Genomic DNA, 24,711 nt, shown 5'->3' on the forward strand with positions numbered 1-24,711 from the left:
GGGAGCGGCGAACCGAATCGCCAAGTGGGCCGTCTTCCCTTACATTGACTCGGTCACCGTCTGTGCCGATCCCCGTGGGTGAGGGGGCGCCGACGGTTCGAGGGCGTGGGGCGCGTCCGCCGCCCGGGGCGGTGCGGTCCTGTACGTCCGCTGGACATGGGACGAGGGGACGGGCCACAACCATGGCGAAGAGCACCGCACCTGACGGAGACGGGCCGCCTCGGCCCCGGGTGGTGGCGTTGGGGGGCGGGCACGGACTGTACGCCTCCCTGTCGGCCCTGCGGCGGGTGACCACGGATGTGACGGCGGTGGTCACCGTCGCCGACGACGGTGGTTCCAGTGGGCGGTTGCGCCGGGAACTGGGGGTGTTGCCACCGGGGGACCTGCGGATGGCGTTGGCCGCCCTGTGCGGTGACGACGAGTGGGGGCACACCTGGAGCCAGGTGCTCCAGCACCGGTTCCGGTCCGAGGGCGATCTGCACGGTCACGCGGTGGGCAACCTGCTCATCGTGGCCCTGTGGGAACTTTTGGGAGACCCGGTGGCCGGGCTGGACTGGGTGGGCCAGTTGTTGGGGGCGCACGGTCGGGTGCTGCCGATGTCGTCGGTGCCGTTGGACATCTCCGCGGAGGTGGTCGGCGCCGACCCCGAAAGGCCCGATGAGGTGATGACCGTTCGGGGCCAGGTGGCCTGTGCGAGCACGGGCGGTCGGGTGCGGTCGATCTCGTTGATCCCGGAGGAACCGCCGGCGGGCCCGCAGGCGGTCAAGGCGGTGCGCGAGGCGGACTGGGTGGTGTTCGGGCCGGGGTCGTGGTTCACGAGTGTGCTGCCCCACCTGCTGGTGCCGGATCTCGCCCAGGCGCTGGTCACCACCCGGGCGCGGCGATTGGTCGCGTTGAACCTGTCCCCGCAGCGGGGGGAGACCGACGACTTCCGGCCGGAGACCTATCTGGAGGTGCTGCGCGAGCACGCGCCCAAGTTGGGCGTGGACGTGGTGCTGGCCGACCGCGGCGCGGTGGAGGACGTCGCGCCGTTGGCGGCGGCGGCGCGGGATCTGGGCGGCCGGTTGGAGTTGGCCGACCTGGCGATGGGCGACGGCAGCCCCCGACACGATCCCGCGTTGTTGGCCGCGGCGCTCGAAGCGATCCTGACCGACTGAGGGTTCCCCGCGGGTGCGGAGCCGGTGACCGCGCGTCGTGGTGGAGCGGGTCCGCGGCCGGGCGGGGGCCGGTGGTGTCGTCGTGCTCGGCGCGGTGCCGGGCACGATCGGGCCGAGGTGGTGTGCGCTCGCCTCGTCGAGTCGCCGTCGTCGCAGGTCGAGGGCAATTGACCGCACACCGGCACGAACGTCGCGGTGAGGGGTGTCGGTGCTGCGGGGGGATCGGCAACACGCCGTTCGGGGGTCGGCACCGAGCGTCTCGTAACGTAGTCTGCCTCGAAGAAAGTCGCTCGTGGCGGGGCCGCGGCGACAACCACCGGTGTCGGGCGCGCGGCGCCGGTCCGGGTCGTTTCAAGGGGGAGGATCGCAGCGATGGCGATGACCGGCGTGGTGAAAGATGAATTGAGCCGTCTGGCCATTCTCAAGCCATGCTGCCGCAAGGCGGAGGTGTCCACCATCCTGCGGTTCACCGGTGGTCTGCACCTGGTGGGCGGCCGTATCGTGATCGAGGCCGAGCTGGACACCGGTGCGGCGGCCCGCCGGCTGCGCAAGGACATCTCCGAGGTGTTCGGGCACGAGTCGGAGGTGGTCGTGCTCTCCCCGAGCGGTCTGCGCAAGGGCAACCGGTACGTGGTGCGGGTGATCAAGGAGGGCGAGTCGCTGGCCCGACAGACGGGTCTGGTCGACAACAACGGCCGTCCGGTGCGCGGTCTGCCCCGGCACGTGGTGGCCGGGGGCGCGTGCGACTCGGAGTCGGCGTGGCGGGGCGCGTTCATCGCGCACGGTTCGCTGACCGAGCCGGGGCGTTCGATGTCGCTGGAGGTGACCTGCCCCGGCCCGGAGGCCGCGTTGGCGTTGGTCGGTGCCGCGCGGCGGCTGAAGGTGCACGCCAAGGCGCGCGAGGTGCGCGGTGTGGACCGGGTGGTGGTGCGCGACGGTGACTCCATCGGCGCGCTGTTGACGCTGCTGGGGGCCCATCAGAGCGTTCTGGCCTGGGAGGAGCGTCGGATGCGCCGTGAGGTGCGTGCGACGGCCAACCGGTTGGCCAACTTCGACGACGCCAACCTGCGGCGCAGCGCCCGGGCGGCGGTGGCGGCCGGGGCGCGTGTGGAGCGGGCCCTGGAGATCCTGGGCGAGGACGCCCCCGAGCACCTGGTGGCGGCGGGCAAGCTGCGGTTGGCGCACAAGCAGGCGTCGCTGGAGGAGCTGGGACAACTGTCGGTGCCGCCGTTGACCAAGGACGCCATCGCGGGGCGTATCCGCAGGCTGTTGGCCATGGCGGACAAGCGCGCGGCGGACCTGGGCATCGAGGGGACCGAGGCGAACCTCACTCCGGACATGCTGGTGCCCTGACCCGGGTGGTGCGTGCCGCGTCCCGGTGTCGGCGTAACACCGATGTTCGGCTTTGTTAACTGCGGGAACTCGTCGATAACTTCGGCAAATGGTATAGACCTCTTCGCTTTGCGGTGTCAGGATGGTCGCGAATCCACGAGCCGTTCGGAGTGCCGTGGGCATGGGTCGGCAACCGATCTCCACGCGCCCTCCGCTAGGCTCTTTGTGAACACCCGATGCGGCGTAACACCTGTTCACACCGTTCGTGCGGTGCACACCGCGGTCCTGGCGAGAACCGGTCGGCAAAGCCGGGTGTAAATGAAGTGCGACATATGAGGGGATTGGTTCCGTGACCATCCGTGTAGGCGTCAACGGCTTCGGTCGAATCGGCCGCAATTTCTGGCGCGCGGTCGCCGCTGGCGGCAGCGACATCGAAATCGTCGCGGTCAACGACCTCACCGACACCAAGACACTCGCGCACCTGCTCAAGTACGACACCGTGCTCGGCACCCTCGCCGGTGACGTCGAGGTCGGCGAGGACTACATCCGCGTCGGCGACAAGAACATCAAGGTCCTCGCCGAGCGCGACCCGGCGCTGCTGCCCTGGGGCGACCTGAACGTCGACGTCGTCATCGAGTCGACCGGCCGCTTCACCAAGGCCGAGGACGCCAAGAAGCACCTGGCCGCCGGCGCCAAGAAGGTCATCATCTCCGCCCCGGCCAAGGGCGAGGACATCACCGTCGTCATGGGCGTCAACGACGACAAGTACGACGCGGACTCCCACCACGTCATCTCCAACGCCTCCTGCACCACCAACTGTGTGGCGCCGATGGCGAAGGTGCTGCTGGACGCCTTCGGCATCGAGCAGGGCCTGATGACCACGGTCCACGCCTACACCAACGACCAGGTCATCCTGGACTTCCCGCACTCGGACCTGCGCCGGGCCCGCGCCGCCGCGCAGAACATCATCCCGACCACCACCGGTGCCGCCAAGGCGACCGCCCTGGTCATCCCCGAGCTCAAGGGCAAGCTGGACGGCATGGCCATGCGCGTTCCGGTGCCGGACGGCTCCGTCACCGACCTGGTCGTCACCCTGGGCCGCGAGGTCACCGTCGAAGAGGTCAACGCCGCGTTCAAGGCCGCCGCCGAGGGTCCCCTCAAGGACGTGATGGTCTACACCGAGGACGCGATCGTCTCCTCCGACATCGTCGGCACCTCGCCCTCCTGCACCTTCGACTCCAGCCTGACCATGGCCTTCGGCAAGCAGGTCAAGATCGTCGGCTGGTACGACAACGAGTGGGGCTACTCCAACCGCCTGGTCGACCTGGCCAAGCTGGTCGGTTCCGGCCTGTAGGCGCCCCGGCCCTTCTGCGGCCATCGGCGCGTGAGACGGCACCCCTCCGCCCGCACTGCGCGCGGAGGGGTGCCGTCGTGAACGCGCCCCCTTCCGGCCCCGGCGCGGGGCCGCCAGACCCGATATTCGTCACGAGGAGACCAGCATGCGGACGATCGAGGACCTCGACGTCTCCGGAAAGCGCGTGTTCGTCCGGGCCGACCTGAACGTGCCCCTGGACGGTGACCGGATCACCGACGACGGTCGCATCCGAGCGGCCCTGCCCACCATCGAGGCGCTCCGTCGGCGCGGTGCCCGTGTCATCGTGGCCGCCCACCTGGGCCGCCCCAAGGGCGCCCCGGACCCCCGTTACTCCCTGCGCCCGGTGGCGGCCCGCCTGGGCGAGCTGCTCGGCACCGAGGTGGCCTTCGCCACCGACACGGCGGGGGAGTCCGCCTCCGCGGTCTCCGCCGCGCTGACCGACGGTCAGGTCGCGCTGTTGGAGAACGTGCGCTTCGAGCCCGGTGAGACCGCCAAGGGCGACGCCGAGCGCGGCGAACTGGCCGACCGGTTCGCGCGGCTCGCCGACCTGTACGTCGGTGACGCGTTCGGCGCCGTGCACCGCAAGCACGCCAGCGTGTACGACCTGCCCGGAAGGCTCCCGCACGCCGTCGGCGGGCTGGTGCTGACCGAGGTCGAGGTCCTCAAGAAGCTCACCACCGACCCGCAGCGCCCCTACGCCGTGGTCCTGGGCGGCTCCAAGGTCTCCGACAAGCTCGGCGTCATCGACAACCTCCTGGGCACCGCCGACCGCATCCTCATCGGCGGCGGCATGGTGTTCACCTTCCTCAAGGCCCAGGGGTACGAGGTCGGGGCCAGCCTGCTGGAGACCGACCAGCTCGACACCGTCAAGGGTTACCTGGAGCGGGCCGAGCGCGAGGGCGTGGAGATCGTTCTGCCGGTGGACGTCGTCGCGGCCGAGAAGTTCGCCGCCGACGCCCCCCACGGCGTCGTCGACGCCGCCGCGATCCCCGCCGACCGGATGGGCCTGGACATCGGCCCCGAGAGCCGTGCCCTGTTCGCGGAGAAGCTCGCCGACACCCGGACCGTGTTCTGGAACGGGCCCATGGGCGTGTTCGAGATGGAGCCCTACGCCGGCGGCACCCGTGCCCTGGCCCAGGCCCTGATCGACTCCGACGCCTTCACCGTGGTCGGCGGCGGCGACTCGGCCGCAGCGGTGCGCGCCCTCGGTTTCGACGAGGCGGCGTTCGGCCACATCTCCACCGGCGGCGGTGCCAGCCTGGAGTACCTGGAGGGCAAGGACCTGCCCGGTATCGACGCCCTGCGTTGACCCCCTCGCACGACCCCGCTCCCTCGTACCTCGTAAGGAAGTGACCGATATGTCCAAGCGTCTGCCGCTCATCGCCGGCAACTGGAAGATGAACAACAACCACCTGGAGGCCATCGCGCTCGTCCAGAAGCTGGCGTTCGCCCTCAACGACAAGGACTACGACGCCGCCGAGGTGGTCGTCCTTCCCCCGTTCACCGACCTCCGCAGCGTCCAGACGCTGGTCGACGGCGACAAGCTGCGGATCGGCTACGGCGCCCAGGACCTCTCCGCCCACGACAAGGGCGCCTACACCGGCGAGATCTCCGGCGCCATGCTGGCCAAGCTCGACTGCGCGTACGTCCTGGTGGGCCACTCCGAGCGCCGTGAGTACCACAACGAGGACGACGCCCTGGTCAACGCCAAGATCAAGGCGGCGTTCAAGAACGACATCGTGCCGCTCCTGTGCGTGGGCGAGGGTCTGGACGTCCGCAAGTCCGGCCGTCAGGTCGAGCACGTGCTGTCCCAGCTCGACGGTGCCCTCAAGGAGATCCCGGTCGAGCAGGCCGAGCGCATCGTGGTGGCCTACGAGCCGGTGTGGGCCATCGGCACCGGAGAGGTCGCGACCCCGGCCGACGCCCAGGAGGTGTGCTCGGCGATCCGCGCCCGCCTGGCCGAGCTGTACTCGGCCGACGTCGCCGACAAGGTGCGCGTGCTCTACGGCGGTTCGGTCAAGGGCGACAACGCCCCCGGCATCATGGCGGAGAGGGACGTGGACGGCGCCCTGGTGGGCGGCGCGTGCCTGAAGGCCGACGAGTTCGTCAAGGTCATCCGCTACGGCGAGGCTTCCTGAGGAGGCCGTGAGGGCGCCCGCGCCCGCGGGCGCCCTCACGTGGACCGACGCGGAGCGCGGACGCGGAAACGGCGCGGCCGTCGCGCTCCGTTGCCCAATGGTGACGACCAGGGCACCCGACGGGTCCCCTGGTCGGGCTACACTTCGCTGTGGGGTTCTTGCGTGCCTCGCGGTTTCCCCACCCGTGTCGCTCAAGGCACGGTAAAATCCGAAATCGTCCCCGATCTCCTCCTCCCCCGAACCGGGCCGGCACCGTGATGGTTCCGACGGGACGGAAGGGCGGTGAGGGATCGAGGTGTCCATCCCCCCGCTGCGGGGTCGAGCTACGGGTGAGCGTGTGATCCTCGGTCTGTCCATCTTCGTGATGCTTCTCAGCGTGCTGCTGATCCTCCTGGTGCTCATGCACAAGGGCAAGGGCGGTGGCCTCTCCGACATGTTCGGCGGTGGCGTCACGTCCTCGCTCGGGGGATCGTCGGTGGTCGAACGCAACCTCGACCGTATGACCGTCGTCATCGGGATCGTGTGGATCATCGCCATCGTCGTCCTCGGCCTGCTGATCAATCGGGGGATGTGACCCGCCACCCGGCGGGGGCTCACCCTCCACAGTCAAGCTCGCCATCAGTTCCGGTGAGCGTGTTCGCCGAAGGAGTTTTTCGTGGGTAGTGGCAGTGCCATCCGTGGCAGCCGGGTCGGAGCCGGTCCCATGGGCGAGGCTGAGCGCGGCGAGGCCGCCCCTCGCGTCCGGGTCCCGTTCTACTGTGCGAACATGCACGAGGTCGTGCCCAGTTTCGCCAGTGAGGCGCTCGTTCCCGACGAGTGGGACTGCCCCCGTTGCGGGTTCCCCTCGGGCAAGGACAAGGCGAACCCTCCCTCGCCGCCGCGCACCGAGCCGTACAAGACCCACCTGGCGTACGTGAAGGAGCGGCGCAGCGAGGAGGAGGGCAAGCTCATCCTGGATGAGGCCCTGGCCAAGCTGCGCGCCGACCGCGCCGCGGTGGAGGCCCACATGCGGGCCGTGCGGAACTGATCTCCCCCTCTCGAAACCCGACTCGGGGCCCGTCGCCTGTGCGACGGGCCCCGTCGGTTTTCGGACGTGGTGGGGGCAGAGGTGAGGGAAGGGGGGAAATTCCTCATTCGCGGGACCGGTGTGGTGCGTGAGACGTACAGTGAGCAGCGCAGACCCCCGGAAACCCCCTCCCAAGGAGTTGGTGTCGATGTCCGCATGCCCTACCGGCGGGGACCACGACTGGATCCTCGGTGACGATCGTAAGTTCCAGTGCGCCAAGTGCGGTGCTCAGAGCGCGCGCAGATTCTGAGCCGCAGGTCCGGGCTGGACGGTACCGCGTCCGGCGAGTTCGCCCTTGCGGTCCGTGGCCCGCCAGGTCACCGGTTCGCCCAACGTCTCGGCCACCCCCTTGGCCCAGCGTTCCAGGGGTTCGAACATCTCCGGCCCTTCCTCCAGGACGGTGCACCCCTGGTAGGCCATGCCGTCCAGGACGACGACCCTGTCCCCGACCCTCAGTTCGGTGTCGTACTCGCTGCCGCCCGGTCTCGTGTGGGAATTCATGGTCCGGACTCTAACGGGGCGGCTCCGTGGCCACCCGGGATTTCATCGCATCGTTCGGTCTGAAAGCGTCGAAATCCTCGCTTTCTCGGGCGTGCCGGGCGTATGGAGCACCGTGGGCGAGGGGGACAATGGATGCATGGCTTCCCCCGACCCCTCGGACGTCCCCGTGACACGGGGCGTCCCCTCGGACCTGATCCATCCGCCCACGGGAGTCTCCCACCTGCGCAGGTACGTCAGCCTGCGCGGACCCAACGCGCGGATGTGGATCGCCGTCGCCTATTTCTCGGCGACCCTCACCGCCGGGTTCCTGGTGGTGCTGGGGTCCACCTTCTGGCACGTGCTCTTCGAGCAGACCACGGTCGGCTCGGTCGCCTTGTGGGTCTCGGCGTCGCTGACGATGATGTTCATCGGTCCGGTCAGCAACGTGTTCGTGCTGCGCGGGCTGCCCCAGCGGATCACCCGTCAGGGGATCAGCGCCGACAGCGACGGGATCACGGTCCTCCAGGAGCGCAAGTGGTGGTTCCCCGGTGAGGGCACCTTCATCGCCTGGCCGGAGATCCGGCGGGTGCGCGAGGAGACGGTGGTGACGCACCGGACCACCTACTTCATCGAGTTCGCGCTGGACACCCACCGCACCGACCCCGAGCTGCCGTCCTGGGCCGAGAACGCCGCCGCGCTGGGGCTGGAGGAGGACCCGGACGCGGTCACCCACTTCTACGTGCAGGTGCCCGAGGACCTCAAGGAGAGGATCCTGCGCATGATCGAGCGGACGGCGCCCTTTCCCGAGATCGTCCAGCGGGTGCGCCCCAAGGCCGGATAGCACCCGCCGTCAGGAGGTGCGGCCGCCGAGCCTGCGGGTCAGCTCGGCCGCCGCGTCGCGCACCCGCCCGGCCAGCGCCTGCGGGGTGACCGGGCGGGCGCCGGGCACGGTCAGGCTGATCGCCGCCGCCGGACGGCCGTTGTGGTCCAGGGCCGCCGCGGCCACCGACACGAACCCCTCCGTCACCTGGCCCTCCTCGATCGACCATCCCTGACGCCCTTCCTCGGCCAAGAGCCGGCGCAGCTCGGCGGGGGTGGTCGGGCCGCGCCCGGTGCGGTCGGTGAACGCCGACGCGTCGGGGTACAGGGCGCGCACCTGGGCGCGGGGCAGCAGGGCCAGCATGGCCCGGCCGGACGCGGTCAGGTGCGCGGGCAGGCGCACGCCGACGCCGGTGATCAGCGCGGGAGCGTGCGGCGGCTGTTCCTTGAGCAGGTAGAGGGTGTCGGCGCCGTGCAGGACGCCCAGGTGCGCGGTGGCGCCGGTGGACTCGGTGAGCCGGCCGAGCAGGGGCCGGGCCAGGCGCTCCATGCCATCGTGGCGCAGGTAGGCCGATCCGATCTCGAACGCGGCCACGCCCAGTCCCCACCGGCGTTCCTCGGGCAGGTGGGTCACGAACCCCTCCTCTGCCATCGCCTCCAGCAGTTGGTAGACGCTGGACCGGGGGACGCCCAGTTCGGTGGCGATCGCCGACGCCGACACCGGGCCGGAGCGGGTCGCCAGGAAACGGAGCAGCCGCAACGCGCGCGTCGCCGCCGGAACGAGGCTCATGCCCCGATCGTCCCACGACCCGACCCGGGCATCCGTGCTTTCGGCACCCGTGTGCTCGCACACGCCCCCATGAGCTGTGCGCGGTGGTCGGGCATCCGTCCGGTGAGGGACACCACGCCGGCACCCGGGGCCACCGCCGAGCGGGTCCGGGGGACGCGGAACGACGTCGGCCGGTGCCGCCCACGCGGCGGTCGCCGAAGGGCCGGATCGCGCTCCGGTCACCGCGCACGCTCGACTCGCGGCGGCACCGGGGCCGCGCTGTGGGGTGGGGGTCGTCCGCCAGTCGGCCGGGGCGACTGTCCGATATCTCAGACACAACGGCCGTGTCAGGTCTTCACCGGGGGTGGCGCGGGGTGTCGAATGGGGGCATGTCCACTGGAGTTCCTTCCGTCCCCGTCGGCGGTGCCCCGCTCACCCCGGCCGAGGTCCTGGCCGTCGCCCGACACGGTGCCCACGTCACCCTCACCGAGGAGACCCGCAAGGCCGTCCGACACGGGCGCGAACGGGTCGAGAGCCTGGCCCGGGGAGAAGTGCCCGCCTACGGGGTCAGCACCGGGTTCGGCGCGCTGGCCACCCGGCACATCGCCCCCGATCTTCGGGCCCGTTTGCAGCGGTCGCTGATCCGCTCGCACGCCGCCGGCGCCGGTCCCGAGGTGGAGCGCGAGGTCGTGCGCGCCCTCATGCTGCTGCGCCTGCGCACCCTGGCCTCGGGCAACACCGGGGTGGAGGTCGCCACCGTCGACACCCTGGCCGCGCTGCTCAACGCCGGGATCACGCCGATCGTCCACGAGTACGGCAGTCTGGGCTGCTCCGGCGACCTGGCGCCGCTGTCGCACGTGGCGCTGGCCCTCATGGGCGAGGGGGAGGTGCGCGACGCCGCCGGTGAGCTCAAGCCCGCCTACACCGCCCTGCGCGAGGCCGGGATCACCCCCGTCGAACTGGGCGCCAAGGAGGGGCTGGCGCTCATCAACGGCACGGACGGCATGCTCGGCATGCTCGCCCTGGCCTGCCTGGACCTGGAGCGGCTGCTCAAGGTCGCCGACATCACCGCGGCGATGAGCGTGGAGGCGCTGCTGGGCACCGACCGGGTGTTCGCCGAGGACCTCCAGCGGTTGCGCCCCCATCCCGGGCAGGCGGCCTCCGCCGCCAACCTGCGCGCCCTGCTGGCCGACTCCCCGATCGTGGCCTCCCACCGGGGACCCGACTGCAACCGGGTGCAGGACGCCTACTCGTTGCGCTGCGCACCCCAGGTGGCCGGCGCCGCCCGCGACACCCTCGATCACGCGCTGACCGTGGCCGGGCGCGAGCTGGACAGCGTCATCGACAACCCGGTGGTGCTGGACGACGGCCGGGTGGAGTCCAACGGCAACTTCCACGGCGCGCCCGTGGCGTACGTGCTCGACTTCCTCGCCATCGCGGTCGCCGACGTGGCCTCCATCGCGGAGCGGCGCACCGACCGCATGCTCGACGTGTCGCGCTCCCACGGGCTGCCCGCGTTCCTGGCCGACGACCCCGGCGTCGACTCGGGTCACATGATCGCCCAGTACACGCAGGCCGCCATCGTCTCCGAGCTCAAGCGCCTGGCCGTGCCCGCCAGCGTCGACTCCATCCCGAGTTCGGCGATGCAGGAGGACCACGTGTCCATGGGCTGGTCGGCCGCCCGTAAGCTACGCCGCGCCGTCGACGGCCTCACCACCGTGCTCGCGGTGGAGCTGCTCACCGCCGCCCGCGCCCTGGACCTGCGCTCCCCGCTCCGGCCCGGTCCCGCCACCGGCGCGGTCCTGCGCACGGTCCGCGAACACGTCTCCGGCCCCGGCCCCGACCGCCATCTGGCGCCCGAGATCGCCCGGGTCGCCGAGCTCATCACCGACGGGTCGGTCCTCGACGCCGCCGGGTCCGTCATCCCGCTGCACTGAGATCCCCAGGAGGACACCGCCCCATGAGCGTTCCGCGCACCGTCCGCGCCGCCCGCGGCACCACCCTGTCGACGAAGGGCTGGCAGCAGGAGGCCGCCCTGCGCATGTTCCACAACAACCTCGACCCCGAGGTCGCCGAGCACCCCGAGGAACTGGTGGTCTACGGCGGCACCGGCAAGGCCGCCCGCGACTGGCGCAGCTTCGACCGCATCACCGCCTCCCTGCGCGACCTGGAGGGCGATGAGACCCTCCTGGTGCAGTCCGGGCGCCCGGTCGGCATCATGCGCACCCACGAGTGGGCGCCCCGGGTGCTCCTGGCCAACTCCAACCTGGTGGGCGACTGGGCGAACTGGCCGGAGTTCCGCCGTCTGGAGGCACAGGGACTGACCATGTACGGGCAGATGACCGCCGGTTCGTGGATCTACATCGGTACCCAGGGCATCCTCCAGGGCACCTATGAGACGTTCGCGGCGGTCGCCGCGAAGCGCTTCAACGGGACCCTGGCCGGGACCATCACCCTGACCGCCGGGCTGGGCGGCATGGGCGGCGCCCAGCCGCTCGCGGTGACCATGAACGACGGTGTGGCGATCGTGGTGGAGTGTGACTCCAGCCGCATCGACCGCCGCATCGAGCACCGCTACCTGGACGTGCGCGCCGACGACCTGGACCACGCCCTGGAGCTGGCTACGACCGCCCGCGACCAGCGCCGACCGCTGTCCATCGGCGTGCTGGGCAACGCCGCCGAGGTGTTCCCCGAACTGCTCTCGCGCGGGGCGCCCCTCGACATCGTCACCGACCAGACCTCCGCCCACGACCCGCTGGCCTACCTGCCCGCCGGGGTGGCGTTCGAGGACTGGAAGGGCCTGGCCGCCGCCAAGCCCGAGGAGTTCACGGTGCGGGCCAGGGAGTCGATGGCCGCGCACGTGGAGGCGATGGTCGGATTCCTGGACGCGGGCGCCGAGGTGTTCGACTACGGCAACTCGATCCGCGACGAGGCCCGCCAGGGCGGGTTCACCCGGGCCTTCGACTTCCCCGGGTTCGTGCCGGCCTACATTCGGCCGCTGTTCTGCGAGGGCAGGGGCCCGTTCCGGTGGGCGGCCCTGTCGGGCGACCCCGCCGACATCGCCCGCACCGACCGGGCGATCCTGGACCTGTTCCCCGACAACGAGCACCTGTCCCGGTGGATCCGCATGGCCGGGGAACGGGTGGCGTTCCAGGGGCTGCCCGCCCGCATCTGCTGGCTGGGCCAGGGTGAGCGGGCAGCCGCCGGCCTGCGGTTCAACGAGCTGGTGGCGTCCGGGGAGCTCTCCGCGCCGCTGGCGATCGGCCGCGACCACCTGGACACGGGCTCGGTGGCCTCGCCCTATCGCGAGACCGAGGGAATGAAGGACGGGTCGGACGCCATCGCCGACTGGCCGCTCCTCAACGCCCTGGTCAACACCGCTTCGGGTGCCTCCTGGGTGTCCATCCACCACGGTGGCGGCGTGGGCATGGGCCGGTCCATCCACGCCGGGCAGGTCAGCGTCGCCGACGGCACCGACCTGGCCGCCGCCAAGCTGGAGCGGGTGCTCACCAACGACCCGGCCATGGGCGTGATCCGCCACGTGGACGCCGGGTACGAGGAGGCCGAGCGGGTCGCCGAGACGCACGGCATCCGCGTCCCCATGCGCGAGGGGGAGTAGCGCCCCGTGGGAGAGCAGCGCACCGTCCCCGACGCGGGGGCGTTCGACCGGATGTGGGCGGACCTGGCCCCGGTGGGCCGGGGCACCGACGGCGGCTACCACCGGTTCAGCTGGGCGGGTGCCGACACCGACGCCCGCGCCTGGTTCGTCCAGGAGGCGAAGGCCCGCGGGCTGGAGGTGCGGACCGACCGCAACGGCAACCTGTGGGCCTGGTGGGGCGGACCCGGACCGGGGGCCGTCGCCACCGGCTCGCACCTGGACTCGGTGCCCTCCGGAGGGCCCTTCGACGGTCCGCTCGGGGTGGTGAGCGCGCTGGCCGCGGTGGACGAGCTGCGGCGGCGCGGGGTGCGTCCCGCGCGGCCGTTGGCCGTGGTGGTGTTCGTCGAGGAGGAGGGCGGCCGGTTCGGTGTCCCCTGTCTGGGCAGCAGGCTCGCCACCGGGGGGATCTCTCCGGAGCGGGCCCGCTCCCTCACCGACGCGGACGGCCTGACCTGGTCGAAAGCGATGGAAGGGGCGGGGCTGGACCCGGAGGGCATCGGCGCTGACCCCGACACCCTGGGGCTGCTCGACGTGTTCGTCGAGCTGCACGTGGAACAGGGGCGCGCCCTGGAGGACACCCCGCACGCGGTGGCCGTGGCCTCCACCATCTGGCCGCACGGCCGGTGGCGGATCGACTTCACCGGCCGTGCCGACCACGCCGGGACCACCCGCCTGGTGGACCGCGACGATCCCATGCTGCCGTTCGCGCACACCGTCCTGGCCGCCCGGGAGGCGGCGGTGGCGCACGACGCCCGCGCCACCGTCGCCAAGACCCTCGTCACGCCCAACGGCACCAACGCGATCCCGTCACTGGTCAGGGCCTGGTTGGACGCGCGGGCCGCCGACGAGACGGCGCTGGAGGCGGTGGTGGTCCAGGTGCGCGGGGCCGCCGAGCGGGCCGCCCGAGAACACGGTGTGGGTGTGGAGATGGTCACCGAGTCCCGGACCCCGCTGGTGGGGTTCGCCGAGGCGCTGCGCGACCGGCTCGGCGCGGTGATCGCCGGCGGGGGCCCGGCGGTGCCGGTGCTGCCCACCGGCGCCGGGCACGACGCCGGGGTGCTCGCCGCCCACGTGCCCACGGCGATGCTGTACGTGCGCAACCCCACCGGGGTGTCGCACTCCCCCCACGAGTGGGCGCGCCCGGACGACTGCCACGCCGGGGTCATCGCGCTGGCCGACGTCCTGACGGACCTGCTCACCGGGGAGGGAGCGCGATGAGCGCCCCGATCCGGCTGTGGTGCGAGCTGGCTTGGACCGGCTCCGCCGACGGTGCCCCCGAACACGGGGTCCTGTTGGAGATCGTCGACGGCTGGTTCGCGTCGGTCGTCGCCGGCGTCGAGCCGCCCGCCGACGCCGAGACGCTCACCGGGGTCACCCTGCCGGGGCTGGCCGACGCGCACTCGCACGCCTTCCACCGGGCGTTGCGGGGGCGCACCCACGCCGACGGCGGTTCGTTCTGGACCTGGCGCGAGGTGATGTACCGGGTCGCCGACCGACTCGATCCCGACACCTACCTGCGGCTGGCCCGCGCGGTCTACGCCGAGATGGCCCTGGCCGGGGTGACGTGCGTCGGGGAGTTCCACTACCTCCACCACGCCCCCGGCGGGGTCCGCTACGCCGATCCCAACGAGATGGGGCGGGCCCTGCTCGGCGCAGCCGCCGACGCCGGGCTGCGGGTGACGTTGCTCGACGTGTGCTACCTGGCGGGCGGACTGGAACCGGACGGCACCCACCGGCCCCTGGCCGGGCCCCAGGTGCGCTTCGGGGACGGCGACGTCGCCGGATGGGCCGAGCGGGTCACCGGGTTCGGGCCGCTCCCCGGGCACGCGCGCCTGGGCGTGGCCGCCCACTCGGTGCGCGCCGTTCCCGCCGACGCGCTGCCCGGGGTGGCGGTGGTGGCCGACGGGCTGGGCGGCCCCCTGCACGTCCACGTGTCGGAGCAGCCCGCCGAGAACGCGGTCTGTCTGGCCGCCCACGGGCGCACCCCCGTCGCGGTGCTCGCCGACGCCGGGGTGCTGGGGGAGCGCACCAGTCTGGTGCACGCCACCCACCTCACCGACGCCGACGTCGCCGCGATCCGCGCCTCGCGCTCCACGGTGTGCCTGTGCCCGACCACCGAACGGGACCTGGCCGACGGGTTGCCCCGCACCGGGGACCTGGACGCGGACCGGTTGAGCCTGGGCAGTGACCAGCACGCGCGGATCGACCTGTTCGAGGAGGCGCGCGCGGTGGAGCTGCACGAGCGGTTGCGCACCCACCGGCGCGGCACCCTGGGCTCGGGCGACCTGATGCGCGCCGCCACCGCCCACGCCTCCCTGGGGTGGGACGACGCGGGCGCGCTGCGCCCCGGGGCCCGCGCCGACCTGGTCAACGTCCCCTTGGAGGGGGTGCGGCTGGCGGGCGCGGACCCGGACCGGGCCGTGGACGCGGTGGTCTTCGCCGCCGACGCCTCCGACGTGCGGCACGTGATGGCCGACGGCCGCTGGATCGTCCGCGACGGCGTCCACACCCGTCGGCCCGACCTCGCCCACGACCTCGACACGGTGATCAAGGAGATCGCGACATGACCGATGTGCCCGAGAGCATCCTCATCGACGACATCGCCACCCTGGTCACCAACGACCCGGGCCTGGGAGAGGGGCGGGTCGGCACGGTCGAGAACGCCGCCCTGGTGATCGAGGGCGGCGCGGTGGCGTGGGCGGGGCCGCGCGCCCACGCCCCGGCCGCCGACGCGCGGGTGGACGCCGCCGGACGGTGCGTCATCCCGGGGTTCGTGGACTCCCACTCCCACATCGTGTTCGCCGGGGACCGCAGTCGGGAGTTCGCCGCCCGGATGAGCGGACGCCCCTATTCGGCCGGGGGGATCCGCACCACGGTGGCGGCCACCCGGGCGGCGAGCGACGCCGAGCTGCTGGCGGGCGCGCGGGGGTTCGTGGCCGAGGCGCGAGCCCAGGGAACGACCACCCTGGAGGTCAAGTCGGGGTACGGGCTGACCGTGGCCGACGAGGAGCGTGCCCTGGCGGTGGCCGGACGGGTGACCGACGAGGTCACCTTCCTGGGGGCGCACGTGGTGGCCCCCGAGTACGCCGACGACCCTCAGGGGTACGTGGACCTGGTCACCGGGCCGATGCTGGAGGCGTGCGCCCCGCGCGCGCGGTGGATCGACGTGTTCTGCGAACGCGGCGCCTTCGACGAGGAGGCCTCGCGTCGGGTCCTGACGGCGGGGATGGCCCGCGGCCTGCTGCCCCGGGTGCACGGCAACCAGCTGGGTGAGGGGCCGGGCGTGCGGTTGGCGGTGGAGGTGGGCGCGGCGTCGGTGGACCACTGCACGTACCTGTCGGCGGCCGACGTCGACGCCCTGGCGCAGGCGGCGAAGCGCTCCGAGCCGACGGTGGCGACCCTGTTGCCCGGTGTGGACTTCTCCACCCGGCAGAGCTACCCGGACGCCCGCGCGCTCATCGACGCGGGCGCGATCGTGGCGCTGGCCAGTGACTGCAATCCGGGGTCGTGCTTCACGTCGAGTCTGGCCTTTTGCATCGCGGTCGCGGTGCGCGACATGGGGATGACCCCCGACGAGGCGGTGTGGGCGGCCACGGCCGGTGGCGCGCTGGCGCTGCGCCGCACCGACGTGGGCCGGCTGTCCCCGGGGGCCCGCGCCGATCTGGTCCTGCTGAACGCGCCCAACCACCTCTACCTGGCCTACCGGCCCGGTGTCCCGCAGGTCGCGGCGGTGTGGAAGGACGGAGTCCTCGCGCACGGCCGTCCTTGACCGGCGATGACGGCGCACGGGGCCGGCGGAGCGGACGTCCGGGGTGCGGAAGGGGCCGCGTGCCCCGGGTGCCCCGCGCGGCCCGAGGCGAAGGGTCGGGAGGGCACGGTGCGCCCCCGGGGTTCCGGAGCCCGGAGGGGCGGACTCCGGTTCGTCCGCCGCGGGCCGTCGGCCGCGGGCAGGCCGAAGCGAACGGGAACGGGAACGGAGAACTCAACCGGCGCATAACGCGCCGGAAACCTCGACCCCTCAATGTGGAGACACGTCGGTGCGCGTCCCGCCGCCGTGGTGACAGCGTCGTCCCGCGGCGGCGGGAACATCTTCTCTCCAGGGGGCACAGTGGGCCTGTGGCGCATCAGGACCGCGGTCGAGGACCGCCCCGGCGGTCTGGCCGGACTCGTCGACGCCCTCGCCGGACGGGGAGGGAACATCGTGGGGTTGTCCATCCATACCGATGTGACGGGTGTGGTGGACGAGTTCGTGGTGGACATCCCCGACGATCACGGCGCCGCCCTGCGCGCGCTCCAGGAACACTGCCCCACCGGGACGGTCACGGCGGTCCCCGCCCACCGGCGCGAGGTGGGCGACGACGTCACGCGGGCCCTGCTGCTCACCGCGCGGTTGCGCTCCCACCCCAATCGTCTGCCCGCCGCGCTGGCCGAGTTGTTGATGGCGGAGGAGGCGCACTGGACCAACCTGACCCGGGCCGAGGGCGTGGACGGGTCGGAGCCGGGCACCGCCATGCTGGTGCCGGTGGGTCCGTTGCGCGGGGTGCTGGTGCGTCGGTCCTCGCAGCCTTTCACCTGGACCGAGTCCAGCCGGGCGGACGCCCTGGTGCGTTCGGTGATGCCCTCGACGGGCCCGGTGCCCACCGATCGGACCATCCGTACGAACGAGGGGACGGCGCTGTCGCTGCGCCAGGTGCGCGAGGCGGACGCCCCCGCCGTGGTGGACCTGCACCGGCGGTGCTCCCCGGAGACGGTGCGGGGACGTTATCTGGCGGGCATGCGCGAACCGACCCCGCAGATACTGCGGGTGTTCTGCGATCCCGATCGCGGACTGACGCTGGCGGTGCGGCCGCAGGGCGAGGAACACCCGGTGGCACTGGCGCATCTGATGTACACCCTGGATCCGGGGGTCGGAGAGATCGCGTTCCTGGTGGAGGACGGGTGGCAGGGCCGCGGTGTGGGTACCGCGTTGACCCGTGCGCTGACGGTCATCGCCGCCGACTGGGGCCTGGCCGAGGTGCGGGCGGAGACGACGTTGTCCAACACCGCGATGCTGCGGATCATGCGACGCTTCGGGGCCGCGGTGCGGACGCAGGAGGGTTCGTACGTGCACGCCCGGCTGCCGGTGGCCGAGGCCCTGCAGAACGGGCCGGCCGGTGAGTCGGGCCGTGTCGGGCAGTTGGCCCGGCTGATGGGCCGGGGCTGAACCCGGCGCGGCCCGAGGGCCGCACGAGGACGCGGGGGTCGGCGGTCACTGGGGGTGTCGCCGACCCCCGCTCGTGCTCGACGCGTCGAGGCCGTCTCCTGGGACACGGGAGCCCTCGCCCCTCGGGGAGGAGTGCTCGGGTACGCGGCCGGCCATGGGTGCGCGGGAGCGCCGACCGGCCGGGCCGTGGGTGTTACTCGTCGCCCTCGGTGGTCGCGCCGTCGGCCGCGTCGGAGGCGGCCTTCTTCGTGACACGGCGCTGCTTCTTCACCGGACGCGAGTAGTCCACGAGCGGTTCGAACCGTACCTCGTGCTCCTTGAAGCAGTCGGTGCAGGCGTCGACCTCGCGGACGGTGCCCTCCCAGGCGAACTGGATGACCTCAGTCGCCTCGACCTTCTCCTCGCGAACGGCGTGGGGATCGCAGTACTTGCGCGTGAAGACCTCGGTGACCACGGCGGGGATTTCCCTTCGGTATCGCGTGAACAGTGCAGGACCCCTTAATCATACACCTGTACGAACGAAACGGCCGAATGTGCGCCGGGTTCGCCGTGCACGGGGTTCGGGGTCGCCCCGAAGCCTAGCGAAGACCGGGGACGCGTGCGGCCCGCCCGCTCCCGCGCGCCCGCGGTGAGCAGGCCTTCTCCGGTTCGGCGGCGTCGCTGTGATCCGGATCGCGCGATGCGCGGTGATATAACACCGACTGTCATATTCACTTATTCTTCGTCCGTTCTCGGAACGGGACACCATGATTTCCTCCAGTCGATTTGTGCATTTGGTGAACGGGCGGCGAACGGCGTGGCTAGGGTATTGCCAGTACCGCCCGGAAAAGGGGGCGCTCGCGGCGCGGCGAAGGGGGACGGGAGCCGCCCGCCGTGGTCGGCGCGCCGGTCGGTGATGGGGTCGCGGGGGAGCGATGTCCGGGGGAAGGGGAACAGGGGGAGGCTCGTGGTCGATTACATGGAGGGTGTCTACAGAAGGCGCGCACCGGAGGCCGGGGAGGAGTCCGGCGCGCGACCGGCCAGGTCGGCGGCGGCGCGACGACGTGAGCAGGCGGATATCGCCCACGCCTGCGAACGTGTGTCCGTCGATCCCCGCTTCGTGAAACTACGAAGGAGATTCGCATACCAGGCCGGCGCCTTGGTCGTCGCCTTCCTCGGTAGTTACATGGCCTATCTGTTGTTGTCGGCGTACGCGCGCGATTTCATGAGCGTGCAGATCGCCGATTCCATCAATGTCGCCCTGCTCCTGGGAATAGGGCAGTTCCTGCTCACCTTCGTGCTCGCCTGGGCGTTCGGCCGTTTCTCCGCGCGTGCGATCGACCCCCTGGCCGCGCAGATCCGCGACCAGGCCGACGGGGGCGCCCGGTCGCCGCGGCCCGCCGTGGACGGTCCGGCGGTGTCCCGATGATCGTCGGATCGCTTTCGAGGGCGGGTGCGGACGGTGCCGTCACGGGGGACGGCATCGTCCACCTCCTCGCCGAGCCCACCGCCCTGGACGGGCGGTTCGGGCCCGCGCACGCCTGGACCATCGGCCTGTGCGCGCTGTTCGTCCTGGTCACCCTGGCCATCACCATCCGGGCCCGGCACACCACCAAGGGCGCCGTCGACTTCTACGCGGGCGGGCGCGGGTTCTCCAGTACCCAGAACGGCCTCGCCCTGACCGGTGACTACCTGTCCGCCGCCTCGTTCCTGGGCATCGCCGGCATGATCGCCCTCCAGGGCTACGACGGGTTCCTGTACTCCATCGGTTTCCTGGTGGCCTGGCTGCTGGTGCTGCCCATGGCCCAGCTGATGCGCAACACCGGCCGGTTCACCATGGCCGACCTGCCGGCCTTCCGCATGCGCCGGATGCGGGTGCGCCTGGCCTGCACGATCTCCACGGTCACCGTGTGCGTGTTCTACCTGGTCGCCCAGATGGTCGGGGCGGGCGCCCTGGTCTCGGTCCTGCTGGGGCTGCACGACGGCGGCACCTTCCTGGGGATGAGCGCCTCCCAGGCCCGTACCGGTGCCATCGTGCTGGTGGGCGTGCTGATGATCGTCTACGTCATGTACGGCGGGATGAAGGCCGCCACCTGGTTGCAGATCATCAAGGCGATCGTGCTGCTCGCCGCCACCGGGATGCTCACCGTCCTGGTCCTGGCGATGTTCTCGTTCGATCCGCGGGCCCTGCTCGGCGCCGCGGCCGAGGCCAGCGGCCACGGGACGGCGTTCCTGGAGCCGGGGCTGCGCTTCGGGGTGGAGGTGCCGGGGGAGCCCACCACCACCCTGTTCAACAAGCTCGACCTCATCAGCCTGGGCTTGGCGCTGGTGCTGGGCACGGTCGCCCTGCCGCACATCCTCATCCGCTTCTACACGGTGCCCGACGGGCGTTCGGCGCGCTCCTCGGTGAACCGCACCATCGTCATGGTCGGGGCCTTCTACCTGATGACGCTCGCCCTGGGCTTCGGCGCCGCCGCTCTGGTGGGCTCCGAACGCATCATGGCCCTGGACCCCTCCGGTAACAGCGCCGTGCCGATGCTCGCCGAGGAGCTGGGCCGGCTCACCGCCGGCCCGGTGGGCGCCGCCGTCCTGTTGGCGTTGATCTCGGCGGTGGCGCTGGCCACGATCCTGGCGGTCATCGCCAGCCTCACCCTGGCCTCGTCCTCCTCCATCGCCCACGACCTGTTCGGCCACATCCTCATGTGGGGCAGGCCGCGCGAGTCGCAGGAGATGGGGGTGGCCCGATTCTCGGCCTGTCTCATCGGCGCGGTCGCCATCGTGCTGGCCGTACAGGCCCAGGAACAGAACGTGGCGTTCCTGGTGGGACTGGCCTTCGCCATCGCCGCCGCCGCGAACCTCCCGGTCATCGTGCTCACCATGTTCTGGCGCCGGTTCAACACCAAGGGCGTCGAGTGGGGCATCTACGGCGGGCTGTCGGCGACACTCCTGCTCATGCTGTTCTCACCGGTGATGTCGGGCAAGACCGACCCGGTCACCGGGGAGAACCTGTCGGTGTTGCCGCCGTGGATCGATATCGGGTTCTTCCCCATGGAGAACCCGGCGCTGCTCGCGGTGCCCCTCGGTTTCGCCTGCGCGGTGGTGGGCAGCCTGCTCTCCCCCGAGCGCAACAGCGCCCGGTTCACCGAGCTGCGGGTGCGCTCCCTCACCGGATGGGGCGCCGACCGGGACTGACGGGTGGGGGAGGGGGCCGCGCCGGAGCAGTCCGTCGAGGACCCCGGCTCCGGGTGGGCGGAGCGGGCGGGTCAGGGGCGTCGGCGTTCCTCGGACATGACCCGGGCGAGGTCGGCCAGCAGATCGGGGACCTGCGGGGCGGCCTGAGCGGCCGTGTCCCAGTCCCGGGCGGCCTGCTCCAACCGGTCGGCCGTGGTCGGTTCCCCGGTGCCCTCCCGTCGGATGCGGGCGTCCTGGCGGCGGAAGGAGGCCCGCATCGCCCACAGCGCCGCCGCCACGAACGGCCGGTAGACCCCGCGCCCCCGCACGTCCAGGACGGCCTTCACCGACCAACGACCCTCGGGGGTGCGTGTCGCGTCGATCCACCCCTCCACCCGGGCCATGGCGTGGGTGGCGCTCAGATGCACCGGCGGTACCGGGCCACCGTCCAGGGCGGCGTACCAGGCGTCGAGGTCGATGTGCAGGGCCCCGGAGGCCGACCGCAACCGGGCCCCGCGTCCGGGCAACCGGACCTCCAGGGACCAGTCCAGGGTGCCGGCGGCCCCGTCGTGGGCGACCGAACCCCAGGTCACCGCGGGTTCCCCGGTTCCGGTGCCGTCGGGCATGGCGTAGTCGATCGCCGCCCGCCCCCACGGGTCCCAGGAGGTGACGGCGACGCCGGTGCCGCTCCAGCCCTTGGTCTCGTCGTCTCCGGGTTCGACGGGGATCCCGTCGGAGGAGAGTTCGGCGACCAGGTAGCGGGTGCGCGGCTCCAGGTGCCGGCCGCTCCGCAATTGGAGCCCGAGCCGGGAGGCCTGGATCTCCAGCTCCTCGCGCCGTCCGGGCGAGGGGTCGCCCTCGCGCAGTTCCGTGATGGCCTGTTCCCGTTCGGCGATCCGCTTCTCGCGTTCTCGCACGTCGATCAGTCCCAGTTCTCCGGCGCGTTCGACGAGGAGGGAGAGTGCCTCCTCGTCGGGCGTGATCAGCCAGCCGCGGCCGTCGAACCGGCACGCGGCGGCCACCTGGTACAGGCCCGCGACGATCCGGTCCACCGTCTCCCGGTCCACGGGGGCGATGTCGAAGGTATGACTCAGACGGGTCACGGTGGCTCCGGTGTCGGCTCGGGTGCGCTGCGTGCACCAGCGTACGGGTTCCGGTGCATGCGCAAAGGAGGCGCGGTCATGCGCCGGCGGTCGGGAACCCAGTGATGTAGAGCGGTTCCGAGCCCCGGCCGTGGGCCGACTCCGTCCGTCCATCCCCTGTGCAGCCGGACGGCCCCTCGGTGAAATTCAGGCAAAACAGCCCATCGGGGTGCTATGTCCGAATTTTAACGCGAAGGGAAGGGGTGTGTCAGTGAATGGGTATTGCATTTCGGTGATCTGTGCACTTTAATTTTTTTAGGGCTTCTGTTCGCTTTAGGTCTTCTCGTGGTTCACTGTTCGGTTTGTCTTTCCCCTGTCGTGTGATGAGGAGGCGCCGTCATGCCCGAAGGTCGACGACCATCCGACACTCCGGAGGTGCCGAGGGCTGAGGTCTCGCCGGGCGTTGGTCATCTGCGCACCTCCCTCTCCTATTTCCGTAAAGCCTTTCGAGCTTTTTGGTCCGCCCTGGGGTGGATTCTCACGGTTCCTTTTCGTCGGTTCGCCGGCATGGTCCGCCATGGGCGCGCATCGCATCCGCGGGGAGGCCGTTCCATGAGGCGGGCGATCGTTGCTCTGGCGACACTGTTCGTCTTCGCCTTGATCGCATACGTTATGCGTCATCTGTTGTTCGCCAACGGCACCCTCCAAGGTGACGGGTCCATGCGGCTGACGAGTTTGGCGTTGAGCTCTCTGATCGTCGTCGCCGGCGTCTTCGTACTGGCCTGGTACCGCCGTGGCCGCTCCGAGGAAGGTTCCGGAGGGGAGTCTTCGGCCACGGTGTTGGCCGGTGTGTTCGGCGCGGGTATCGCCATTTTCACCATCACTGAGACGATCGCCCCCAACACCCCCGAGGATGCTTTGGTGGCCGCGTGCCGGAACGCGCCCGTGTACGGTGCCGAGCACACTGTGATGACCGGTGACCAAGGGGTCAGCTTTCGCGAAGGTCCAGGCCGGCAGTTCGAGCAGGCCGGACGCTACGGTCCCGAATGTTCGGTCGGTGTGGACGGCATGTGCCTCGGTGAGGCCTGGCCTGATCTGTGGCTCGGAACGCTGGACCAGCGGTGGTTCAAAGTGCACAACGAGGATGTGTACCTTCCTGCCGCCGCTGTGATCACCCAGGCGGCTGAGTTGGAGGTCGCATCCGGTCCGAGTGTCCAGTGCGAAGAACGATTCGGAGCCGTCTCTCCGACATTGAGCACCCTCACACTGACACCGCCGGACCCGGTCAGCGGCGAACAGATGCTGCGGATCGACGCCGATCACACCGTCTCCGTGGGATACGCCTATCTGGCAGACGAGATGTCCTCGCCCCGGAGTATCGGAGGACCATCGGAAGAGGAGCAGGGGGCTCAGATGAAGATCGAACAGGGCTTCATCGGGCTGTGGCCGACCGCTCGTACACGGGAGATGCTCGGAGTCGATACGGATCTGACCATGGTCGCGGTCCCATGCCTGGCGGGCAACGTCCCCTTTCGGGAAGCGGCCTTGTTCGCCCGGGTGGCTCTGTCCGAGGCCGGCGCCTCCGAACCGCAGGAGATCGAAACCGTATCCGAGCACCACGCGAACATGCTGGTGAACATCGCCTGCGCACGTAGCCCTGGCCCGGTCTCCTCGGTCGGGGCGGAGACGTCACCAGAGCCGGCTCCCGAAGCCGAGGTGTCTCCTGGAACGGAACCGACGGGTTCCCCTGTCGAAGGGGGTTGACGGGCGGAGTCTGTTTCTTCGCGCACGCTTGGACCGTGGTCTGCAGAGCCCTCGCAACGGCCAACGAGGAATCTCTCAGCGAAGACGGGCGACGCACGATGCCCCACGGATATGTGACCGAGTGCCGATGCCCGGGTTCCGGTGTCGGCGACGGGCGGCACAATGGCCCCCATGACCGTGTACGTGGTGTTGCTTCGAGGGATCAACGTCGGCCGACACAAACGGATCGCCATGACCGATCTGCGGCGCCTGCTCGCCGATCTGGGGTATCGGGACGTCGCCACCCACCTCCAGAGCGGTAACGCCGTGGTCACCTCGGGAGACGAGGGGCCCGACGCGGTCGCCGTCGCGGTCTCCGAGGGGTTGCGCGACCGGTGCGGTCTCGACGTGCCGGTGGTGGTGCGCACCGCGGAGACGTTCGCCGCCGCCGTGTCGGCCAATCCGCTGGAGGTCGTCGATCCCTCCCGGTTCCTCGTCCTGTTCTGTTCCGGGACCCTGGACACCCGCGCGCTCTCCTCGCTGGACATGGAGCGGTACCCGGACGAACGCCTCGCGGTGACCGCGACCGAGGCCTACACCGTTCACGAGGAGGGGCTTCGCCAGGCCCGGCTGCCCGACGTGGTGGCCCGTCACACCGACGGCGTCGTCACCGGACGCAACTGGCGAACGGTCCTCAGGATCGCCGAGATGACCCGGTGAGCCCCGTGCCGAGATCCTT

Annotated in this window: 22 protein-coding genes; 18 read left to right on the forward strand and 4 right to left on the reverse strand. The window is 71.2% G+C overall.

Features of this window, described 5'->3' with window-relative positions:
* Positions 1–182: 182 nt before the first annotated feature.
* From RM479_RS18145 to RM479_RS18175, 7 genes are all read left to right on the forward strand, one after another.
* Positions 183–1,157: a gluconeogenesis factor YvcK family protein gene (locus tag RM479_RS18145; protein ID WP_311512910.1), complete on the forward strand. Its 975-nt coding sequence runs from the start codon at positions 183–185 to the stop codon at positions 1,155–1,157.
* Positions 1,158–1,529: 372 nt separating this feature from the next.
* A complete protein-coding gene (whiA, locus tag RM479_RS18150; protein WP_311512911.1) occupies positions 1,530–2,510 on the forward strand; it encodes a DNA-binding protein WhiA in 981 nt (326 codons plus the stop codon).
* A gap of 328 nt (positions 2,511–2,838) precedes the next feature.
* Positions 2,839–3,843, forward strand: coding sequence for a type I glyceraldehyde-3-phosphate dehydrogenase (gap, locus tag RM479_RS18155; RefSeq protein WP_311512912.1), 1,005 nt, complete (start codon positions 2,839–2,841; stop codon positions 3,841–3,843).
* A gap of 145 nt (positions 3,844–3,988) precedes the next feature.
* Entirely contained in the window at positions 3,989–5,173 is a 1,185-nt protein-coding gene (locus RM479_RS18160) for a phosphoglycerate kinase (RefSeq protein WP_311512913.1), read from the forward strand.
* 49 nt (positions 5,174–5,222) lie between these two features.
* The gene (gene tpiA, locus RM479_RS18165; RefSeq protein ID WP_311512914.1) at positions 5,223–6,002 is read left to right on the forward strand and encodes a triose-phosphate isomerase; all 780 of its coding nucleotides are present in this window, start codon (positions 5,223–5,225) and stop codon (positions 6,000–6,002) included.
* 337 nt (positions 6,003–6,339) lie between these two features.
* Positions 6,340–6,576 (forward strand): preprotein translocase subunit SecG, encoded by a 237-nt coding sequence (gene secG, locus RM479_RS18170; RefSeq protein ID WP_274811507.1) that lies wholly within the window; start codon positions 6,340–6,342, stop codon positions 6,574–6,576.
* An 81-nt stretch (positions 6,577–6,657) separates the two neighbouring features.
* Positions 6,658–7,029, forward strand: coding sequence for an RNA polymerase-binding protein RbpA (locus RM479_RS18175; protein ID WP_274811506.1), 372 nt, complete (start codon positions 6,658–6,660; stop codon positions 7,027–7,029).
* 267 nt (positions 7,030–7,296) lie between these two features.
* Here the strand turns inward: RM479_RS18175 and RM479_RS18180 are convergent, their stop codons facing one another.
* Positions 7,297–7,569 carry a hypothetical protein gene (locus RM479_RS18180; RefSeq protein WP_311512915.1) on the reverse strand — a complete coding sequence of 91 codons (273 nt, stop codon included), beginning with the start codon at positions 7,567–7,569 and terminating at the stop codon, positions 7,297–7,299.
* 136 nt (positions 7,570–7,705) lie between these two features.
* Between RM479_RS18180 and RM479_RS18185 the strand changes: the two genes are divergently transcribed.
* Positions 7,706–8,389: a hypothetical protein gene (locus RM479_RS18185; protein ID WP_311512916.1), complete on the forward strand. Its 684-nt coding sequence runs from the start codon at positions 7,706–7,708 to the stop codon at positions 8,387–8,389.
* 9 nt (positions 8,390–8,398) lie between these two features.
* Here the strand turns inward: RM479_RS18185 and RM479_RS18190 are convergent, their stop codons facing one another.
* The gene (locus RM479_RS18190; RefSeq protein ID WP_311512917.1) at positions 8,399–9,157 is read right to left on the reverse strand and encodes an IclR family transcriptional regulator; all 759 of its coding nucleotides are present in this window, start codon (positions 9,155–9,157) and stop codon (positions 8,399–8,401) included.
* Positions 9,158–9,525: 368 nt separating this feature from the next.
* On the opposite strand from RM479_RS18190, the gene hutH reads away from it, so the two are divergent.
* The 6 genes from hutH (at position 9,526) to RM479_RS18220 (ending at position 17,997) form a co-directional block, all read left to right on the forward strand.
* Positions 9,526–11,073: a histidine ammonia-lyase gene (gene hutH, locus RM479_RS18195; RefSeq protein WP_311512918.1), complete on the forward strand. Its 1,548-nt coding sequence runs from the start codon at positions 9,526–9,528 to the stop codon at positions 11,071–11,073.
* A 23-nt stretch (positions 11,074–11,096) separates the two neighbouring features.
* Entirely contained in the window at positions 11,097–12,755 is a 1,659-nt protein-coding gene (gene hutU, locus RM479_RS18200; protein WP_311512919.1) for a urocanate hydratase, read from the forward strand.
* A 51-nt stretch (positions 12,756–12,806) separates the two neighbouring features.
* Complete coding sequence (locus RM479_RS18205; RefSeq protein ID WP_311513003.1) at positions 12,807–14,012, forward strand: allantoate amidohydrolase; 1,206 nt, start codon at positions 12,807–12,809, stop codon at positions 14,010–14,012.
* Positions 14,009–15,361, forward strand: coding sequence for a formimidoylglutamate deiminase (locus RM479_RS18210; protein ID WP_311512920.1), 1,353 nt, complete (start codon positions 14,009–14,011; stop codon positions 15,359–15,361). The genes RM479_RS18205 and RM479_RS18210 overlap by 4 nt, the downstream gene beginning before the upstream one ends.
* Positions 15,358–16,563: an imidazolonepropionase gene (gene hutI, locus RM479_RS18215; RefSeq protein ID WP_311512921.1), complete on the forward strand. Its 1,206-nt coding sequence runs from the start codon at positions 15,358–15,360 to the stop codon at positions 16,561–16,563. The genes RM479_RS18210 and hutI overlap by 4 nt, the downstream gene beginning before the upstream one ends.
* Positions 16,564–16,902: 339 nt before the next feature.
* Complete coding sequence (locus RM479_RS18220) at positions 16,903–17,997, forward strand: GNAT family N-acetyltransferase (protein ID WP_311512922.1); 1,095 nt, start codon at positions 16,903–16,905, stop codon at positions 17,995–17,997.
* Between the two features lie 193 nt (positions 17,998–18,190).
* Here RM479_RS18220 and RM479_RS18225 read toward each other — a convergent pair whose 3' ends face one another.
* Complete coding sequence (locus RM479_RS18225; protein WP_311512923.1) at positions 18,191–18,451, reverse strand: hypothetical protein; 261 nt, start codon at positions 18,449–18,451, stop codon at positions 18,191–18,193.
* Between the two features lie 645 nt (positions 18,452–19,096).
* Here RM479_RS18225 and RM479_RS18230 point away from each other — a divergent pair.
* Both RM479_RS18230 and RM479_RS18235 read left to right on the forward strand, forming a co-directional pair.
* Entirely contained in the window at positions 19,097–19,405 is a 309-nt protein-coding gene (locus tag RM479_RS18230) for a DUF485 domain-containing protein (protein ID WP_397222508.1), read from the forward strand.
* The gene (locus tag RM479_RS18235; protein ID WP_311512924.1) at positions 19,402–21,168 is read left to right on the forward strand and encodes a solute symporter family protein; all 1,767 of its coding nucleotides are present in this window, start codon (positions 19,402–19,404) and stop codon (positions 21,166–21,168) included. Before RM479_RS18230 ends, RM479_RS18235 begins: the two co-directional genes overlap by 4 nt.
* Before the next feature lie 71 nt (positions 21,169–21,239).
* On the opposite strand, the gene RM479_RS18240 is transcribed toward RM479_RS18235, so the two are convergent.
* Entirely contained in the window at positions 21,240–22,250 is a 1,011-nt protein-coding gene (locus RM479_RS18240; RefSeq protein WP_311512925.1) for a hypothetical protein, read from the reverse strand.
* A 378-nt stretch (positions 22,251–22,628) separates the two neighbouring features.
* On the opposite strand from RM479_RS18240, the gene RM479_RS18245 reads away from it, so the two are divergent.
* Positions 22,629–23,993 carry a hypothetical protein gene (locus RM479_RS18245; protein ID WP_311512926.1) on the forward strand — a complete coding sequence of 455 codons (1,365 nt, stop codon included), beginning with the start codon at positions 22,629–22,631 and terminating at the stop codon, positions 23,991–23,993.
* 171 nt (positions 23,994–24,164) lie between these two features.
* Positions 24,165–24,692, forward strand: a complete 528-nt coding sequence (locus RM479_RS18250; protein ID WP_311512927.1) for a DUF1697 domain-containing protein — start codon at positions 24,165–24,167, stop codon at positions 24,690–24,692.
* Positions 24,693–24,711 lie beyond the last annotated feature (19 nt).

It is taken from the genome of Nocardiopsis lambiniae (genome assembly GCF_031845465.1).
GTDB classification, from domain to species: Bacteria; Actinomycetota; Actinomycetes; order Streptosporangiales; family Streptosporangiaceae; genus Nocardiopsis; species Nocardiopsis lambiniae.

What these genes read in the sequence shown, in the direction of transcription:
- RM479_RS18145 (WP_311512910.1), top strand. Translation starts at nt 183, where the DNA reads ATGGCGAAGAGCACCGCACCTGACGGAGACGGGCCGCCTCGGCCCCGG.
- whiA (WP_311512911.1), top strand. Translation starts at nt 1,530, where the DNA reads ATGGCGATGACCGGCGTGGTGAAAGATGAATTGAGCCGTCTGGCCATT.
- RM479_RS18160 (WP_311512913.1), top strand. Translation starts at nt 3,989, where the DNA reads ATGCGGACGATCGAGGACCTCGACGTCTCCGGAAAGCGCGTGTTCGTC.
- tpiA (WP_311512914.1), top strand. Translation starts at nt 5,223, where the DNA reads ATGTCCAAGCGTCTGCCGCTCATCGCCGGCAACTGGAAGATGAACAAC.
- RM479_RS18180 (WP_311512915.1), bottom strand. Translation starts at nt 7,569, where the DNA reads ATGAATTCCCACACGAGACCGGGCGGCAGCGAGTACGACACCGAACTG.
- RM479_RS18185 (WP_311512916.1), top strand. Translation starts at nt 7,706, where the DNA reads ATGGCTTCCCCCGACCCCTCGGACGTCCCCGTGACACGGGGCGTCCCC.
- RM479_RS18190 (WP_311512917.1), bottom strand. Translation starts at nt 9,157, where the DNA reads ATGAGCCTCGTTCCGGCGGCGACGCGCGCGTTGCGGCTGCTCCGTTTC.
- hutH (WP_311512918.1), top strand. Translation starts at nt 9,526, where the DNA reads ATGTCCACTGGAGTTCCTTCCGTCCCCGTCGGCGGTGCCCCGCTCACC.
- hutU (WP_311512919.1), top strand. Translation starts at nt 11,097, where the DNA reads ATGAGCGTTCCGCGCACCGTCCGCGCCGCCCGCGGCACCACCCTGTCG.
- RM479_RS18205 (WP_311513003.1), top strand. Translation starts at nt 12,807, where the DNA reads ATGTGGGCGGACCTGGCCCCGGTGGGCCGGGGCACCGACGGCGGCTAC.
- RM479_RS18210 (WP_311512920.1), top strand. Translation starts at nt 14,009, where the DNA reads ATGAGCGCCCCGATCCGGCTGTGGTGCGAGCTGGCTTGGACCGGCTCC.
- hutI (WP_311512921.1), top strand. Translation starts at nt 15,358, where the DNA reads ATGACCGATGTGCCCGAGAGCATCCTCATCGACGACATCGCCACCCTG.
- RM479_RS18235 (WP_311512924.1), top strand. Translation starts at nt 19,402, where the DNA reads ATGATCGTCGGATCGCTTTCGAGGGCGGGTGCGGACGGTGCCGTCACG.
- RM479_RS18245 (WP_311512926.1), top strand. Translation starts at nt 22,629, where the DNA reads ATGCCCGAAGGTCGACGACCATCCGACACTCCGGAGGTGCCGAGGGCT.
- RM479_RS18250 (WP_311512927.1), top strand. Translation starts at nt 24,165, where the DNA reads ATGACCGTGTACGTGGTGTTGCTTCGAGGGATCAACGTCGGCCGACAC.